The sequence below is a fragment of the Winogradskyella thalassocola genome, assembly GCF_900099995.1.
GTDB lineage: Bacteria > Bacteroidota > Bacteroidia > Flavobacteriales > Flavobacteriaceae > Winogradskyella > Winogradskyella thalassocola.
This window is the reverse complement of sequence record NZ_FNCZ01000001.1, coordinates 231,998-249,756: the sequence shown is the minus strand read 5'-3', so window position 1 is coordinate 249,756 and position 17,759 is coordinate 231,998. Positions and strand designations below refer to the sequence as shown.

Genomic DNA, 17,759 nt, shown 5'->3' with positions numbered 1-17,759 from the left:
GACATTTAATTTTCGATGCTTTCTTCGGTTTTATTAGCATCCAATATTTTTTTTAGTAAAGGTTCCATTCCTACAATTTCTGAACACGTAAGAACAGCACCTATAGTAACGCCTAAAATGCCATGCATATTTAAACTTTGTCCAGTAAGAAGCAGGTTTTTTATTTTAGTCTTTGGAGAAACAAAGGAAGCTAATGGGTTATTAGCATCTTTAACATAGCCATAAATAGAACCTCTGTGAGAACCAATATAATCGCGATAAGATAATGGTGTTGAGGTGTAGATTTCTTGAATACAATCTCTAATATTTGGATATTTTTTTTCTAATTCTTGAATGAGTATTTCTGCTTTTTCAGCTTTAAATTCTACATAGGTTTGTCCGCGATCATTTTTGTTTGCTACGGTATTAAACGTGTTTTCCCAGGCTTCCACTTCTTCATAACGCATATAAGTCATTACGGTTAGGCTCTCGCCATACTTATCTGTTTTTTTGTTGATGCCCATGGATGCCATATAACCTTCGGGCCAAGTTTCAGCAGTGTAGTCTTGTCCGTCCCAAATTTTGTTTGCGTCTTTTATATGGTAAATATTTTTGTTTTGATATTTAAAGGTGTTCGGCTTTAAAACAATATACAGACTAAATCCAGCGATAATACTTTCAATGTTATTGATGCGCTTGGTGTAAACTTTTCTGAATTTATCTTCACCAACTAATTTTATGGTAAGCTTTGGTTCAATATTAGAAATGAATAAATCTGCCTTAATTTCTTTGCCATTTTTGGTAAAAACAGAACTGATGTTTTTGTCTTCAAACCCGAATTTAACAACCTCATGATGATTAAAAGCATCACCATCATTTTCTTTTAAACGTCGGATTAATAATTTAGAAATTTGGCTACCACCATTTACACAACGATAAGCACTTTCTATATAAGAATTTATGGTTAAGGCATGTACATAAAAAGGCGTGCGATCTGCATCACCTGCATATAGATAATTGGTGCCAGCGAGTACAGCTTGTAGTTTTTTATTATCAGTAATGGAATCAATATAGTCTTTAGCTTTTAAACTAAAAATATCGGTCTTTTCATAATAAGGTTTTCCATATTTTAAACCATATAATGGAAATTGGTCACAGATTTCTTTTAACTTATCACAATAGGTAATAATGGCTTTTTCTTCATCTGGAAATTCAATTAATAAATTTTTAATGAATCTATCATAGCCTTGCGCATGTTTGTATTCGCGATTATCGTTATCGAAAGTAATAACATCAAAACCATCTTCATCTAGTTTTTTTAGATTTAAATCATCAATAATATCGAGGTACTTAAAATATTGATAAAGATTTTGGCCTTTATTTAAGCCTCCTATATAATGGACTCCAGTGTCAAAAATAGTTTTATCGCGAACAAAGGTTTGTAAGTTACCACCATACTGATTGTTTTTTTCTAAAACACAAACACTATAGCCTTCTTTGGCTAATATGTTGGCAGAAACTAAACCACCTAAACCGCTTCCTATTATAACAACATCGTAATGAGATTTCATGCTTATTTAAACTGTTTTGATAAGATAGTCATATTTTCTGTTTGGTAGGTACAATCAAAGCCTAAATCGAGTGTATTTGTCGCTAGCAAATGCTTACTTTCTTTTAAGAAAATGATATGATTTAAGTCTGACTGGATCATTGGTTTTAGTTGTGCTCCCGTAATGTTAGTCGCACTTATTATTAAGGCATTTGTTTTAAAAGACAATGTTTCCTCAAAAGAATCTACACAAGTTATGTTACGAGAATTGGTGATAAAACTGTTTTTAACAAGTGTTCTATATTCCGTGTTTTCAATATATGAAATGATTTTTCTATCTACAGCATCTAAGGCTAATAAAAAATCAAGTTGACCAGCATCGTCAGATAAATGTATGATAGTGTCTTTTTTACCAACGGTATCTATAATTTTTTTGTAAAGCTCTTTGTTAGTGTTAATATCCTTTTTTACAGTTTTGTATAGTGCATCACCTTTGTATCTATACTCATCTAAAAGGATGTTGTGAAAATAGGTTGCACCTTCTCTTTCTTTTCTAAAAGCACTAAATTCTGTTCTAAAATAAGCCCCAATTTGTTTGGCACGTTGTGAGTAATTGGTACTAAAACGAGAATCTTCTGGTGTAATTCTATCCAGAATTTTTAAAGTAATATGACCATCTCTTATCATGGATTCCCCTTTAGGAATGATTTCAGAATTCCCATGAATAAGTACGGGTATAATATCTAAATGAAATTGTTCTGCTAAATAAAAAGCCCCTTTATGAAAACGCTTTATTTTATTGGTTTTAGAACGTGTACCTTCTGGGAAAGCCATTAGGGTATAACCTTGTTCTACTTTTTTCTTTAAATGGTCTAGTCCATTTTCTATACCGCTTGATACTGGATAAAATCCGGCCAATTGTACGGCTTTTCCAAATACAGGTGAGTTGTAAACCCAATCATTCACCAAGAAAATAATCTTTGGATGTAGCATTCCAATGGCTAGAATATCTAAAAACGATGTGTGATTTGCAATAATAATAGCTTGCTTTTTAAAATCTTCTTTAGGTTCATTAATCACTTTTTTAACGAGAAACAAATGGGTGTATAATACTGATTTCATGAATTTGGAAATCATAATATGAAACCATTTCATTTTTGTTTTCTTCGGAAGTGGAATGATTTTTAAAATGGTAACACTAAACAAGGATAATAGAATACCGCCTAGGCCAAAATAAGTAAATGAGACAATGGAATAAATTAATAATCTTAATGATATTGGACGTTTAGTTTTGCTACCAATAAACAATTTAAAAAGTAAAGGTTGAACCGTAAAAGCTATAAGTACTGCTGAGGTTATACCTATTAAGCATACTAAAGATATGGAATATAATGCAGGGTGTTTTGCGAAAATTAAAACTCCGACCCCTAAAATAGTGGTGATTACCGAAAGTAAAATAGACGTTTTATGTGTGGTTAACGATTTTTCACCTGTTCGGTATTCATGCAATAACCCGTTGGTCATAAAAATGCCATAATCAATGCCTAAACCAAAAATAAATGTAGATATGATGATATTAAAAATGTTGAATTCTAAATGAAATAATCCCATAATTCCAATGGTTACTAACCAGGTTAGACAAATTGGAATGGCTGTTACTAAAGTTAGCGATAAGCTTCTGTAAAATAAGAATAGAATAATTAGAACAACAATTAAAGAATAGCCGATTAAACTATTGAAATCGTTTTTTAGATGACCTAAAAAAGTTTCGTTCATTTGTTTTCTATCAATCACTAAAGTATGAGAATCCTTTTTAAAAGCATTCATTACGGCATTTGCTTCATCTACTTTAACTAAAGTTGTAATGGTGGTGTAATCATCTTTAGTCGTCATATAATCGTCCACCGAAAAGGTGCTTATGGCTTTGTAATCTTTACTTTCTAAGGGTTTAAATGTTGTATTTAAAAGCGTGTAAAAACGGTTAAAGGTTTCGGGTTTAAATCCTATAGCTGTTCCGCTTTCTGTAATGTTCTGTTTTGTGTTTGTAATGGTGTTTTCGGTCCAAAAGGATTGCCAACGTTCAATTTGTTGGGTTTGTTGTTTTTTAGAATGGACAAAAGTGCTTATTGAACTGAAGTTAATGAGTTTGTTCTCTGCTTTTAAGTTTTGAAGCTTGGTTAAAATAGCATCATTAACCTGTAATGTGCTTTCTTCCGAATCACCGTAGGCGGCAATGTATATGGATTTTGAAGTGCTATTAATTAGTTTATCTAAGCGTAATTCGGCTGCCTTAATGTCTTTTGGCATGTAATTCATCTCGCTTAGGTCATTGTTAAGAATAACAGTGTTATAAGTAAAGAAACTACCAAAACACAATAGAAATAAACCAATAATAACCCATTTGTTTTTATGAATGTTGTAAGAAGCAATTTGGTCTAAAGCGGTACTTTTTTTGGATGGTTTTGTTTGCTCTTTATACACTTGAGGAATAAAAAGTAGAGCAAAAAAGGAAGAACCAATAACGCTAACTGCAGCAAATATTCCTAAATCTTGTAAAGCTGGTGAGTTGATAAATAATAAACATAAAAATGCTAAAGCCGTAGTTAAACTGCTCATTAAAATAGGTTTCGAAATTTCTTGGTACAAGTGTTTTACATTAGTGTTGCTTCTAATGTGTGTGAGAATGTGTAAGGAATAATCGAGTGTAACACCTAATAACACCGAACCAATCCCTAGAGAAATGGCTGATATTTTTTCGCGGATTAAAAAAAGCAGTGCAATAGCTAAAAGTCCACCAAAAATGGTTGGTATAAATAATATAATTGGGACCGTTAATTTTTTATAGAAAAGTATAAATATGAGTAAAAGTACGGTTAACGCAACACCTACAGTAAGCTGAATGTCGCTTTTTATTTGATTGGCATTAGCGACAGCAATGAGTGTTCCGCCAAAATATTCGGCACTTGCTTTATTTGTAAAAGCATTGTTTAGTTTGGAGTTGGTATTGTATAAGTTTTTTACAAATTGGGTGTTTTTAGCCGTTTCATTAGAACCTAAAGCAGGTGTGATAAATAACAGAATATGCTGTTTGTCTTTACTCACTAAGAAGCCGTTTTGTAAGGTGAAATCCTCACCAAAACTTAACTCTTGTAGTTTTTTTAAAGCAATAAATGATAAGCCTAAAGGATCTTTTAGAATAAAATCTTTAGTAACAATACCTGAAGGAGAAATTAACGTTTTGTAATTTTTTAAAGTAATGGCAGCAATACTATCTTTTTGAATTTTGTTAGCAATAGTGCTATAATCTGCTTCATTTAGAAAAAGCGGTAAATTATCATATATAAAACTGGCTGTTTTCTGAATTTCATGGTCATCAATTTGTCCTTGAATTTGTTTTATATAAGGACTAGAAGAATTGTTGATGCTATCAATAAACTGTGATGCATATTGCGTTAAATCTTCAACAGAACCATCGGTGCCTTTGGTAATATTTACAATGATTTTATCGGTAAAGTTGGCGTTTTTTAAAACCTTCTGCAGTTCCGCATTTTCTGCATTAGTAGGAATTAGTTTCGTGATATCTTCTTCAAATTCAATTTTAGAAGCAATGAATACTAAGCCCAATAGTAAAAATCCTAAAATGCAAAAGCCAAACCATTTTCTGGCATTAAAATAATGATATATGTTATAAAAGATATTATGCATTGGTTGCGGTTACATTTTTCTTTCTAAAAAGCAGAAAAAGAAAATAGCTAAATGTTCCTGAGGATAAAGCAGCTAATGTTGCTAAAGCAAAACTTCCAACTATATAAGATTTTACATGTTTTAAAACCTCGAAACCTGCTATGATTTCATTGATATCAAATGTTACATTTTCGCCCAATATAAAATTTCCTAATTGAAAACTCGTAAGAATAATAAAAGGAATAAAAGGAGGAAGGCTTACGTTTGAAAAAGCAAAAGCAATTGTTTTATTCAACTTAAAAAGCAAAGCTAAAAAAATAACGGTAATGGTTTGAATACCCCAAAGCGGAGAAATACCTATAAAAACACCTAAAGCTATGGATAATGCTTTTTTTTGAGGGGAATCGTTACTACCGATAATATCTTCGGTTATAAAACACTTAAATCCTTTTTTTTTTAATTTCCTGAAAAAATCACGAGGTTTTATATAGAGTAAAGTTAGAATGACGAGCCAGGTGTTTAATATGCTTATTCGTGTGAAATCTCTGAAGGGTCTAAAGTGAGATACACGTTCATCTTCATCATATAACACTTCAATTGGAATGTTTTTTACAACAGTACCAGACCAAGCAGCTTTTACAATGACTTCTATTTCAAATTCGAATTTTGAAGTATAGAATTTCAAGTTTTTTAGGTGCTGAATAGGGTAGAGTCTAAAACCCGATTGAGTGTCTTGTAGTTTAATGCCGGTTTCTGCCCAATACCAAAAATTAGAAAATTTATTACCAAAACTACTTTTCTTTGGAACACTTTTTTGGCTCATATTTCTGGCACCAATAAGTAAGAGGTTTTTGTCCTCAGAGGCTTCAAGTGCCTCAATAAATACAGGGATATCTTCAGGGAAATGTTGCCCATCAGAATCTATAGTTATTGCATATACATAACCTAAACTTTCAGCATGTTTAAATGCAACACGCAAAGCTTTACCTTTACCTTTGTTTTCTTCAAAATGAATTTGTTCTAGTTGCGAATAGTCTTCAAGAATTTTCGATGTTGTATCTGTTGAACCATCATTTACAACTATAATATTTTCGGTATAATTTAAAACGCCTTCAATAACACGTTTTAAGGTTTTAGGGTTGTTGAAGGTTGGTATAATTACACAACACTGTAAGCTGTTCAGTTTATGATGTGAGGTAATATCCTTCATTTTTGTTATTGAGAATTGTGTCTAAGATTAGGCTAATTCTTAGTTTTTGATAAATGTGCCATTGTATTTTAACGCAATAGTACCGTCTGTAAATTTAGTGATATTTTTAAGTTTAACCCTGTTGTTATCTTCTATAATAGAAAGCTCTAAAATGAGTTCGGCATTACTATTTGGGTTAATTAAAGCGGTGAATTTTATGTTAGATATTGTCTGTAAGAATAAAGAGCTATTAACATGATCTTGAGTAATTTCTTTAATGGTTTGAATCATACACACACCAGGTGTTATTGGATTACCTGGAAAGTGACCATTAAAAACATCGTGATCCTTATTCAGTTTAATAGTCACATGAATTGTGACTGTATCAACAACAGTTGTTTTTAATACCGTATAAAAACCCTTAATTAGCATCGATTTATAATTTGAATTGATAACCTACACTTAGTTGAATAACGTTATTTAATATTAAGTCACTAACGTCTGTAGTTTCATAACCGCTACCCGTATCTACATTTCTACCTAATAAATCTGTTATACCTTGTTTGTAACCAATAGACATTACTAGTCCATTGCCAATATCATAACCTATGGCACCAGCTATAGCAATATCAACTTTTTGAGGATTATTTATATTTTTATGACTTAATAAAATATCAATCACAGGTGCAATTTGAAAATTAAGTCCACTATTACTAATATAAAACTTGTTGTTTACAGGTATGGATAAATAATTGAGTTCTATAGATTGTGTTCCATCAAAGCCAAAATTTTTGTACTCACTTCCTTGTTTAGAATATAGTATTTCGGGTTGAAGGGTGTAAAAACGTGCAAATTTAAAAGATAAGGTAGCTCCTATATGAAATGTGGTTATTTTTTCGCTGCGGATACCTCCATTCTCCTCGAGATTGCTTAATCCAGCAATGTTCATACCTGCTTTAATTCCTGGTTTAATTTCTACTTGCGCATTAATAAAGGTACACGACAATAATGTGATTAAGATAATAGTTAGGTGTTTCATAGTGATTTAGATTGATTAGGTAGGACACAAAAATGAGAAAATATCTTATAAACAGAAAAGAATATAGTATTTATTCTTTGTGATTTAAATAAGTTAAATCAATTTGAATTGGTGCAGTTTTATGCTCTATTTTAATATGTTCTGCGATCGTATTTTTTACATTAGAAAAGGATATGATAATCTTTTCTTTGGAATGTGTAGTGTTTATAATTTTGGTGAGTTGCTGTGATTGCTGATTGATTAGGTAATGATTAAATCGTTTTTGGGTCTTCGATTGGTAAATTGTATTTCCATCATTATTCGTGAAAGCTTTATTGATTGTATTGTGCTCTTGTGTTAAAGTTTGAAAGTCTCTTTTAAGCGTGTTGATTATGATTTTTCGATTTAACTCTTTCATAATGAAATGTGTTTTCATCTCATTATTTATCAATTCAAAATCGAATATTTTATTACCGAAATTGGTGGTAAATACAATACGGTGATTCTTTTCTTTTATTTTTTTGATAATTAAAATACCGCCAAAATCGTTATTGTAAGCTTTAATTTTAGCTTTATAAACATAATCTGTATTGGTGTTTGCAAAATAAGGATTTGAAAATGCTGTAGCCTTAGCGTCATATTCCGAAAGCCCTTTTACGGTTGGAATTGCACAAGAGGTAAAAAGACAAAGAATACATAGATTAATTATTAAAAACCGCTTCATCTAAAGTTGTGTTTCGAGTTTTATTCTTAAAAACAATTTTGGTGTAATCTTCAGAGGGCTCAATCATTTTTACTTCAGTGACATCGCTGGTTTTTATATCAAATTTTAATTCGAATTTAGCGATGAATTGAAGCATGTTTTCATCCTTCGGAATAAATTTTATTAAATAATAATCATCCACTTTAAAATAGGAAATATCAAAGGCGTTATCATCAAACATATTGCCCTTCACGCTATTGGTAATAAGGTTATTTAGACCTCTAAACATTTTATTAGATCCAATATCTATTTTGCTTTTATCTCCTTCATCATCAATAAATAACTTGTCGTCTTTAAAAATAACACTGTATTTATATGGTGATGTATATTCCCATTTTATGAGACCAGGAACTTTAAAAGCCAGTTTTCCTTGCGTTTCAACATCATTGCTTAAAAAACTAAGATGTTTGTATTGTACAAAATCACTAACAATTGTTTTTGTATTACGATCTAATTCTGCTACCGCCGATTTAAACGTGTTTATTTCGTTTGTAGTTAGTGTGTTTTGTGCACTAGAGAATTGAATTCCGATACCTAAAAAAAGAAAAAAGTAAATATTACGCATAAGCTTCTATATTGAATAAAGTATCTACTGTTACAGATTGATAATTGTTCTCTTGCAAAAATAACAACAATTGTTCCAAAACACGCACTGTGATATTTTGTGAGTCGTGCAATAAAATGACAGCACCTGGTGTGATGTTTTTAGTAATTCTGTTTAAGATGTTTTGTTCGTTATCTTTTACCGTATCTAACGATCGTATGTTCCAGCCTATAATTTTGTGTTTAGTGTGTTTTATGGCTTTTGTAATTGCAGGATTTGTAACACCATATGGTGGACGAAACAATGCCATTTCTTTATTTATAATAGACGCAACCAAAGCATTGGTGGTTTCGATTTCAGTAATCACTTTTTGTTTCCCGTAGAAATCAAAAATTTTAGAATGGGAATAGCTGTGATTTCCAACGGTGTGCCCTTCTGCTATAATTTGTTGCACTAATTTTGGTTGTTGCTTTACATTTTTACCAATACAGAAAAAAGTAGCTTTTGCATGATAGGCTCTAAGTAAGTCTAAAATTTGTGGTGTGAATTCAGCATTTGGACCATCGTCAAATGTTATGGCGACTTGCTTTTTATTACAAGTTTTATTGAAATTATAGGCGTTTAGATGGTAGTTCCAAGTGATATTAAAACTACCTATAATTGTAACGATTAACCAGCATAGAAGAACTAAAATAAACACGAAAACAGAGATAGAAATAAAAGTGCTAATTATTAGTAAACCAATAAAAAGCACAAGTGTAAAACGGTTTATGTTTTTAAAGTTTAACATGATGTTAGTAGGGTAAAACTATGTTGTTGCCCTTTTAGTTGGTTATAAAGTAGAATGTTTTTATAGTTGGATTTTTTAATGGTGTTTAGTTTTAAAACTTCAGGAATATATTGGTGTTTTATAATATTAGCAGCAGTCCAAAAGCCAAAGGCAGAAGCTGTAAAAAACTCACCACAAAGGTGCTTATAGTGTAATTGAGGTATGGATTTAAAACTGGAATATTGAAGTGTTTGATATAATTCATCAAAAGTATCCCCGTTTTTTCCGAGTACTATGGCATCAATATCTTCGGTTGTTAAATCATGATCTTTTAAGAAATCTTCAACTTTAATGTTAATAGTCTCAGTTGTTGCTTTATTGAAAATTTTAATCCCTTTTATAGCGGCAAAACTCTTATTCTGTTTGGACTGGGATAAGCTAAAAAAATGAGCTCCTTCTCCAAAAGGTGTGGTTATGGGTTGTTTTTCTGCTGTTTCAGCAAGTATGATATCGTTAATGAGGTATTTTCCTAATTCATCGGTACCGCCAACTAAAACCGTTTTGGCTTCATTTTCATGTAATAAGAGTTGTCCGTCTAAAACCGCGGATTCAAATGAGGCAGCACCTTGCACATAGGTTACATTATAGCCTTTACATTTTAAAGTTAATGCAATTTGAGCACCAACTGTATTGTGTGTCGATTGAATAAACGATGTTGGTGTTAAAAATTCTTCATCATTGTCGAGTATGGCATTTAGGAATTTTTCAGAATCTTCTATACAACCAATACCTGTGCCTGTAATAATAGCGTCGGGTGTTTCTAGTTCTGCTAATTCTAAAGCTTTTTTTGCGGCAGCAATTCCCATCTTTACACCAGTTGCCATACGTCTACTCGCAATTGGGCTTATAAATAATTTATAATTAGGGTGAATAGCTTTTGCTAGTTGACCTTCAAAAGAAATCGTGTTTTCTAAAAAGTTAGAATTGTCTAAGGTGTCTTGTGCCGAAATTGAAACCGCACTATTTATATAACAAGGTTTCATTAGTTTTTAGAAAATATAAGGGTTGAACAATTTCCACCAAAACCAAATGAATTAGAAAGAACGTAGTTTAAAGGTTTTTTTGTGACTTCGGTTATGGGAACCATACTGAGTTCAGGAATCGCTGTTTTAAAATTGAGATTCGGGAACATCACGTCATTCTGAAGGGCTAAAATAGAGTAAACAGCTTCTATCGCTCCTGCTGCAGCTAATGTATGCCCCGTAAAGGCTTTAGTAGAACTGAAATCAGGAACTGAATCTCCATAGATACGTTTTATGGCTTTGCCTTCCGATAAATCGTTGTTAGGTGTAGCAGTACCGTGTGCGTTAATATAATTGATGTCTTCCGGATTTAGCTCTGCAACCTTTAAAGCTTTAGACATCGCTAAAAAAGCACCTTCACCATTTTCTGATGAAGCCGTTTGATGAAAAGCATCATTTGCATTACCATAACCTGCTAAATACCCTAAAACAGTTTTGTTGTCTTGTTTAACAACAGCATCAGATTCTAGTACTAAATACGCTGCAGCTTCCCCTAAATTTAAGCCTTTCCTGTTGGCGTCGAAAGGAGTACAATCGGTATCCGATAAAATCATTAGTGTTTTAAATCCGTTGATTGTAAATTTGGCTAAACCATCCGTTCCGCCAACAATTACGCGGTCTAATTGTCCCGATTTTATGAGTCGAGCACCAAGCATTATAGCGTTTGCGGCAGAGGAACATGCAGTACTAATGGTTGATGTAAAATCGGTGATGCCTAAAAGTGCTGCTATTTTTTCGGTACTATCTGCAGCATGATGACTGTTTATTAATTTTAGACTTTCCGCGTTGTAATTTTGGAAATGTTTTTCCGTTAAGTCCATACCACCAACACTTGTTGCGGATATTAAACCTGTTCTAAATGCGTCAATAGTATCAATATTAGCATGTTTTACAGCTTGTTGTGCCGCAATACAACCTAATAATGCTGTTCTTGAATAGTTGTGATTTTCATTTAGATGAAGACTTTTGGCAAGTTCTGCATTGGTTTGTAAAACTTCCCCAACCTTAATTTCATTTTTATGTCGTGTGTTAATATTAACAATAGGTGCAATACCTTTTTGAGAATTCAAAAGCGCATGCAAATTCGCTTCTACAGTAGTTCCTATAGAAGATATAATTCCCATTCCTGTTATGGCAACACGATTTTTAGGCATTTTATTTGGTGCGGTGTTTTGCAATATAAGTCGCTAAGACTTCCACAGAAACAAACACAGCTTTACCTTCGTTTGGATCCGTTAATTTAATACCGTAATCTTTATCTAACATTACAATAAGTTCTAAAGCATCAATAGAATCCAATCCTAAACCATCTCCAAATAATGTATCATCATCCGCAATATCTTCAACCGTAAAATCTTCTAAGTTTAATTGCTCAATAATACTTTCTTTAAGTTCTTTTTTTAATGCGTCCATTAATTTTGAGTATATATGTTTTTAATAATTTCTTTTGAATAGTTATAAGATCCTTCTTCTGCCACAAGATACATAAATGCATCATAATTATTGTTGTCCACATCGACCCAACCACAAAGTATATGACTACTTTTTCTATTTATAATTAGGCTTGAGGCATAGTGCTCTATAAGTGTTTCATTGAATTTTTCGGAAACAAAAAAAGCATTTTCTCCTTTTATTTGATGCCGAATACTAATTTCGCCAATCATAATATTGGCTAAGGTATAAACAAATACAGCAGGACTTGGGAAGTAATTGTCTTTGTCGTTAATGGTATCCTGATGCTTTCTGTCTGTGTCTAAACTAGAAGCTTTATTGGAAAGTACAATACCTGTGTTTTTTATAATTTCAGAATCAAGTTTTGCTGCTTCAAAAAGAAATTCTGAAGTCAAAAAAGCCAGTTTACATAGGTTATCCATTTTAAAAAACTTAGGATAAGCCAATTGCTTTTCTTTATAGATTTGTTTTGCAAAATCAGAAAATGAGAGGTCTTTATCTTTCGTTATAATCGATTTTCCGTTTAAAGAAATCGCATTATTCTTTATACGGCAATATGCTATGATTTTTAACTGCTTTTTCATTGTTCCACTTTTTTAAAAATTACAGCAGTATTGCAGCCTCCAAATCCAGAAGCAGTTTTTATAAAGGTCTTTAGTTCTTTTTTAGTGGTGTTTTCAATAATATTTAGAGGCATAGTAACTCCTAATTCATCCATGCCTAAAGATTTGTATAGCATGTTGTTTTTTAAGGAATGAATTCCCACAATGGCTTCTAACAAACCAGAAGCCCCCAAAGTGTGACCGTAATACCCTTTTAAACTATTTAAAGGTGTTTTTTCTAGTTTTGCTCTGTTAAAAGCAATCGCTTCCATCTCGTCATTAAATGCCGTAGCAGTTCCGTGTGCCGAAATATAATCGATCGATTCTGGTTTTATATTTGCCTCTTTTAATGCCGAAATGATACTTAAATATAAGCCTTCTCCAGTTCTGCTAGGTCCTGAAATATGGTTAGCATCATTACAAGAGCCATCTCCTATAATTTGAATGGCTTCACTTTCTGATGTATTAGTAGTAATAGCAACGGAAGCTGCAGCATCACCTATGGAAATACCAGTTCTGTGTTTTGAAAAGGGTTGACAAGGATTTTTGCTAATGGCTTGAAAAGATTGGAATCCGGATAAGGTAAATTCTGAAACTATATCGCCACCCACAACAAAAGCATTGTCATAATAGTCATTTTGAAGGAATCGTTTTGCTACTGCTATGGCTAAAATCCCCGAAACACAAGCATTGGATATGATGATAGGTTCGGTTTTAAATCCGAAAAATTCTTTAATTTTATTTCCTAAAGCAGGTAAGTAAGCGCGTTCTGGTTCAAAATTATTGTTTAAAGCATCAATATTACCTTTGGTTGTGGCAATGATTAAAGCCGTTTTATCTGAAATTGAAAATGCAGCCTGAGAAATGGTGTCTTGTAAGGACAAAATCATCATTTTCTCTAATTTTGTATAAATCTTAGAATCTCCTATTTTACTAAATGCGTCGTCTAATTTTTTATGGTCAATAATAGAAGCATAACACGGTGACGTACTAATGTTGTTATGTAAAGTAATCCCCGATTGTTCATTAGCGATTGCCGAAACATTAGCTTCAGAATCAAACCCAAGAGGGGAAATTATTGTATTTGCAGTGATAAAGACGTCTTTCATATTAATTTATAAAAGCTTGTTTTTTGCTTTCCAGGCTTCAAAAAAGGGGGGAAGCGTTAGTGATAAATCATTGTTATCATCTACAAAAACTTGAATAGTTTCACCTGTGCAAACCGTTTTTCCATCTTTGTTTAAAATTTTATATCTAAAGATAAGTTTTGCAGCAGGTGTATTTATATAAGTGGTTTCTACAGTTGCAATATCTCCATATTGCAAAGGTAATTTGTGCTCACAGCTCGATTTTATAATAGGAGATACATAACCTTCCGCTTTAGTGTCTAAATAAGAAATGCCATGTTTTCTTCCAAAAGCCTCACGTCCATCTTCAAAATAATGAAGATAATAGCCATGCCAAACAATACCTAAAGCATCGGTTTCGTTGAAACGTACCCTAATGTCGTGAGAAACCTTTAGTGTAGTTTCAGAAGTATTATCATTTTTTCTAGAGGCCATTATAGACTTAATTTTTTAAAACTGTTTTCATTTGAGCTGTTACAATCACTTCTCCATTTAATGTCGTTGTGCCTTGTACTAAAGTGACGCCCATAATTTCTTGTAATATTTCAACTTCAGTTTCTATTTGCATGTTTACTTTTGGAAGCTTCTCGATTGTTACACTTTTTATAGCTCCAATATAGCCTTCTGGCGCAGGAATATTATTGATGTAAAAATGATAACCGGTATAAAGTGCTACAGTTTGTGCTATGTGTTCTATAAGTCCTGGTTCTGTTAAAAATCCATTCTGAACAAACATATTATCTTCAGTCACGGTCAGTCCAGAAATAACTTTAGATTCTTCAAAATATAGTAGTGAATCTACCATGACAATAGGTGCACGTTGCGGAATTAATTTTAAAATTAAATCTTGATCCGTAATAGGCTCTTTAAGTAAATTCATGATGTGTTAATCTTTTAAATCGTTCCAGAAATCAAAATAATTAAACCATTGCAAAGGATATTTTTTTAGCATCCACTCTAAGCTTTCGGTATAGGATTTTAGCAATGCCATTTGGTCACGTTGTTTTACATCTGCTATTCTAGCGTATAGGTGATAACGTGTTGTGGTTTCTTTCATTACATACACAAAAATCACTGGTACTTTTAGTCGTGATCCTAAAAGAAAAGGGCCTGCTGGAAATAGTGCTTCTTGGCCAAATAAATTATGTGATAATGATTTTGATGGCTTTACGTAACGATCTCCAGTAATGCAAATGATTTCATTTCGAGATAAGGCTGCGTTTATTTCAAAGATATGCGATAAATCATCTTTAATGATTATAAATTTAATGTTAGATTTTGTTGTAACACTTTCTAAATAAGCTTTAATGTCTCCGTGTTCGGAATCTGTTGTTAACAAACTGATGGTAACATCTTCTTCCAATTCATTTAAAAAATACTCAGCAATTTCAAAATTACCAACGTGAGCACTAATTAAAATACCTCCATTTTTAGATTTTAAAACCGTGTCTAAATGATCAATACCATCAAAATTATAAGTGAATTTATTTCTTAATCCTGAAGAAATAGCAATCTTATCTATAATCGTTTGTCCGAAAACAAAATAACTTTTATAGATACTTACAATGCTTTTAAATCTTGAATATTCACGTCTTTTTCGGAAATAATAATAAATAGACTTTGTGCTGTTCTTAGCAAAAAAGCAGAAATAAAAAGCTACAAAAATTAGTACAAAATAAGCAGTTCGTAAACCAAGCTTTTTGATACAAAAAACAAAAATTTTATATCCTAAAACTGAACCTCTAGACTTGCCTTCCCATTCCGTAGCCATTCAATTTTAGTAAAATTTAGCTTAATTTATTTTCGATAAGATCGTAGAAATCTTGAAGTGTAAGGATATTAATGAAATCTTCACCAACTAGTTTTACACCAAAATTAGCCTCAACAGCAACTACCAAATCAACAAAATCTAAACTATCTAGTTCTAGTGCTTCTTTTAAATTAGCTTCAGGTGAAAGATCTTCTGCTTCAACTTCAAATTCGTCTATAAGAAAGTCGTTTATTTTTTCAATAATAACCTCTTTATTCATAATGGGGACTATAATTTTTTTATTATTAGGGCTGAATTTGTTCCTCCAAATCCGAAGGAATTGGACAAAAATACATCAATTTTTTTATCTAGAGTTTTGCTGACTAAATTTAATTTAATGGCATCTTCATCAGGGTTTTCTAAATTGATATTTGGTGCAATAAATGAATGTTGCATCATTAACATAGAATAGATAACTTCACTCGCTCCTGCCATCCAACACTCATGGCCAGTCATGGATTTTGTAGAACTTACATAGGGTCCGTTTTCTCCAAAAACATCAAATATGGCTTTTGCCTCATTGGCATCTCCAACGGGAGTAGAGGTAGCATGTGCGTTTACGTAATCTATACTGCTAAGAGGAATATTAGCTTGTTCTATTGCTTTTTTCATTGCTCTAGACGGACCATCTACATTAGGTGTAGAAATATGTTCTCCATTAGATGAAAAACCATAACCGATGACTTCACCTAAAATTGGTGCTCCACGTTTTACAGCAGATTCATAGCTCTCTAATACAAGTGTGGCTCCACCACCACTTGGAATAAGACCATCACGATTTTTGTCAAAAGGTTTAGAGGCTTTTCCGGGTTGCGCTTCATTTGCTGAAAACACACCCAAACCATCGAAACTTCCCATAGCTAATTCGTTAATTTCTTGTGCTCCACCACAGATTATACAATCTTGAAGGCCGCTTTTTATAAGCTGATAGGCCATTCCAATAGCATGAGACCCACTTGCGCAAGCAGCGCTAATAGTAAAATTAATACCTTTAAGTTTAAATATGGTTGAGAGATTCATGGTGATTGAAGAGTTCATGCCTTTAAAAATAGATCCTGAACCTACTAATGTGGTATCTTTTTTCTCTCTGATAATATCAACAGCTTCAATTACAGATTTTGCAGTACTGTCATTTCCGTAAATAATACCAACTTCATTAACGTCTAAAAATTCTTGTGTAATGTTAGCGTTTTTTAAGGCTTCTATCGTTGCCATGTAGGCGTAAGTGCCTTCTTCTCCTAAGCTAATACGCTGCCTTCTCGTTAAAAGCTTTTTTAGTTGCGGCTCTTTTACCATGCCTGTTAGGCAAGAGCGATAACCAAAAGGTTTGCGTTTTTCATCGAAAACAATTCCAGACGTTCCATTATATAGCGATGTTTTGACTTCTTCTAAATTTTCGCCTATGCAGGAATATATACCCATACCTGTTATTACAACTCTTCCCATTTGGTAATTTATTTAAGAGTAAATACCTCCATTAATATTAATAACTTCACCTGTAATATAAGATGCTTTTTTTGATGCTAAAAAAGAGACTAGATGTGCGACTTCTTCAGGATCTCCAAAGCGATTTGCAGGTACTAATTTTTTAAGTTCTTTTTCGTTTAAATCGCTTGTCATGTCCGTTTTAATAAATCCAGGAGCAACTGCATTGACCGTTATATTACGTTTTGCAATTTCTTGAGCCAAAGCTTTAGTTGCAGCAATTACGGCACCTTTTGCTGCAGAGTAATTGGTCTGTCCAGGTGTGCCTTTTAAACCCGATAATGATACGATGTTTATAATTCGACCATATTTTTGGACTAGCATTTTCTGAATTAAGTGGTTAGTAACATTAAAAAAGCCATTAAGACTTGTATTGATAACGTTATTCCAATCCTCAGGTTTCATCCACATAAACAAGCCATCTTTTGTGATGCCGGCATTGTTTACTATGACTTCAATAATAGCATCTTTATTTTTGTCTTGCCATGTATCTAATGTAGATTGTACATCTTCTATGTCTACAACATTGAATGGTAACAACTCACCAGTTCCACCAGCTTCCTCAACTGCATGTAAAGTTTCTAAGGCAGCTGCTTTATTGCTTTGGTAATTAATTAAAATATGATAATCTGAATCCGTTGCAAGTTGTATGCAAATTGATTTTCCGATGCCTCTAGAGCCACCTGTTATTAGTGCGCACTTCATG

General features: G+C 32.5%; 19 protein-coding genes. All 19 read right to left on the bottom strand.

What is annotated here, in order from left to right:
* Positions 1 to 5: 5 nt before the first annotated feature.
* Complete coding sequence (locus tag BLT80_RS01045; RefSeq protein ID WP_092465735.1) at positions 6 to 1,550, bottom strand: phytoene desaturase family protein; 1,545 nt, start codon at positions 1,548 to 1,550, stop codon at positions 6 to 8.
* A gap of 2 nt (positions 1,551 to 1,552) precedes the next feature.
* Positions 1,553 to 5,233, bottom strand: a complete 3,681-nt coding sequence (locus BLT80_RS01040) for an MMPL family transporter (RefSeq protein WP_092465734.1) — start codon at positions 5,231 to 5,233, stop codon at positions 1,553 to 1,555.
* On the bottom strand, positions 5,226 to 6,422 hold the full coding sequence (locus BLT80_RS01035; RefSeq protein WP_092465733.1) for a DUF2062 domain-containing protein: 1,197 nt from the start codon (positions 6,420 to 6,422) through the stop codon (positions 5,226 to 5,228). Before BLT80_RS01035 ends, BLT80_RS01040 begins: the two co-directional genes overlap by 8 nt.
* 39 nt (positions 6,423 to 6,461) lie before the next feature.
* Positions 6,462 to 6,833 carry an ApeI family dehydratase gene (locus tag BLT80_RS01030; protein WP_092465732.1) on the bottom strand — a complete coding sequence of 124 codons (372 nt, stop codon included), beginning with the start codon at positions 6,831 to 6,833 and terminating at the stop codon, positions 6,462 to 6,464.
* Positions 6,834 to 6,837: 4 nt separating this feature from the next.
* Positions 6,838 to 7,440 carry a porin family protein gene (locus BLT80_RS01025; RefSeq protein ID WP_092465731.1) on the bottom strand — a complete coding sequence of 201 codons (603 nt, stop codon included), beginning with the start codon at positions 7,438 to 7,440 and terminating at the stop codon, positions 6,838 to 6,840.
* Between the two features lie 70 nt (positions 7,441 to 7,510).
* Positions 7,511 to 8,143 carry a flexirubin biosynthesis protein LolB2 gene (locus tag BLT80_RS01020; protein WP_092465730.1) on the bottom strand — a complete coding sequence of 211 codons (633 nt, stop codon included), beginning with the start codon at positions 8,141 to 8,143 and terminating at the stop codon, positions 7,511 to 7,513.
* Positions 8,121 to 8,747, bottom strand: a complete 627-nt coding sequence (locus BLT80_RS01015; RefSeq protein ID WP_092465729.1) for a flexirubin biosynthesis/transport protein LolA2 — start codon at positions 8,745 to 8,747, stop codon at positions 8,121 to 8,123. Before BLT80_RS01015 ends, BLT80_RS01020 begins: the two co-directional genes overlap by 23 nt.
* A complete protein-coding gene (locus BLT80_RS01010; RefSeq protein ID WP_092465728.1) occupies positions 8,740 to 9,516 on the bottom strand; it encodes a polysaccharide deacetylase family protein in 777 nt (258 codons plus the stop codon). Before BLT80_RS01010 ends, BLT80_RS01015 begins: the two co-directional genes overlap by 8 nt.
* Complete coding sequence (locus BLT80_RS01005; RefSeq protein WP_092465727.1) at positions 9,510 to 10,538, bottom strand: beta-ketoacyl synthase chain length factor; 1,029 nt, start codon at positions 10,536 to 10,538, stop codon at positions 9,510 to 9,512. The genes BLT80_RS01010 and BLT80_RS01005 overlap by 7 nt, the downstream gene beginning before the upstream one ends.
* Positions 10,538 to 11,731: a beta-ketoacyl-[acyl-carrier-protein] synthase family protein gene (locus BLT80_RS01000; protein WP_092465726.1), complete on the bottom strand. Its 1,194-nt coding sequence runs from the start codon at positions 11,729 to 11,731 to the stop codon at positions 10,538 to 10,540. The genes BLT80_RS01005 and BLT80_RS01000 overlap by 1 nt, the downstream gene beginning before the upstream one ends.
* A gap of 1 nt (position 11,732) precedes the next feature.
* Positions 11,733 to 11,990: a phosphopantetheine-binding protein gene (locus tag BLT80_RS00995; protein WP_092465725.1), complete on the bottom strand. Its 258-nt coding sequence runs from the start codon at positions 11,988 to 11,990 to the stop codon at positions 11,733 to 11,735.
* Entirely contained in the window at positions 11,990 to 12,613 is a 624-nt protein-coding gene (locus BLT80_RS00990; RefSeq protein WP_092465724.1) for a 3-oxoacyl-ACP synthase, read from the bottom strand. Before BLT80_RS00990 ends, BLT80_RS00995 begins: the two co-directional genes overlap by 1 nt.
* Positions 12,610 to 13,740, bottom strand: a complete 1,131-nt coding sequence (locus BLT80_RS00985; RefSeq protein WP_092465723.1) for a beta-ketoacyl synthase N-terminal-like domain-containing protein — start codon at positions 13,738 to 13,740, stop codon at positions 12,610 to 12,612. The genes BLT80_RS00990 and BLT80_RS00985 overlap by 4 nt, the downstream gene beginning before the upstream one ends.
* Positions 13,741 to 13,746: 6 nt before the next feature.
* Positions 13,747 to 14,193 carry an acyl-CoA thioesterase gene (locus BLT80_RS00980; RefSeq protein WP_092465722.1) on the bottom strand — a complete coding sequence of 149 codons (447 nt, stop codon included), beginning with the start codon at positions 14,191 to 14,193 and terminating at the stop codon, positions 13,747 to 13,749.
* Between the two features lie 7 nt (positions 14,194 to 14,200).
* A complete protein-coding gene (locus BLT80_RS00975; protein WP_092465721.1) occupies positions 14,201 to 14,638 on the bottom strand; it encodes a hotdog family protein in 438 nt (145 codons plus the stop codon).
* A 6-nt stretch (positions 14,639 to 14,644) separates the two neighbouring features.
* Positions 14,645 to 15,529, bottom strand: coding sequence for an LpxL/LpxP family acyltransferase (locus tag BLT80_RS00970; RefSeq protein ID WP_092465720.1), 885 nt, complete (start codon positions 15,527 to 15,529; stop codon positions 14,645 to 14,647).
* A gap of 16 nt (positions 15,530 to 15,545) precedes the next feature.
* Positions 15,546 to 15,788 carry an acyl carrier protein gene (locus BLT80_RS00965; protein ID WP_092465719.1) on the bottom strand — a complete coding sequence of 81 codons (243 nt, stop codon included), beginning with the start codon at positions 15,786 to 15,788 and terminating at the stop codon, positions 15,546 to 15,548.
* A gap of 8 nt (positions 15,789 to 15,796) precedes the next feature.
* Positions 15,797 to 17,014, bottom strand: coding sequence for a beta-ketoacyl-[acyl-carrier-protein] synthase family protein (locus tag BLT80_RS00960; RefSeq protein WP_092465718.1), 1,218 nt, complete (start codon positions 17,012 to 17,014; stop codon positions 15,797 to 15,799).
* 12 nt (positions 17,015 to 17,026) lie between these two features.
* Positions 17,027 to 17,758 carry a flexirubin biosynthesis SDR family reductase FlxB gene (gene fabG, locus BLT80_RS00955; protein WP_092465717.1) on the bottom strand — a complete coding sequence of 244 codons (732 nt, stop codon included), beginning with the start codon at positions 17,756 to 17,758 and terminating at the stop codon, positions 17,027 to 17,029.
* Position 17,759: the final 1 nt, after the last annotated feature.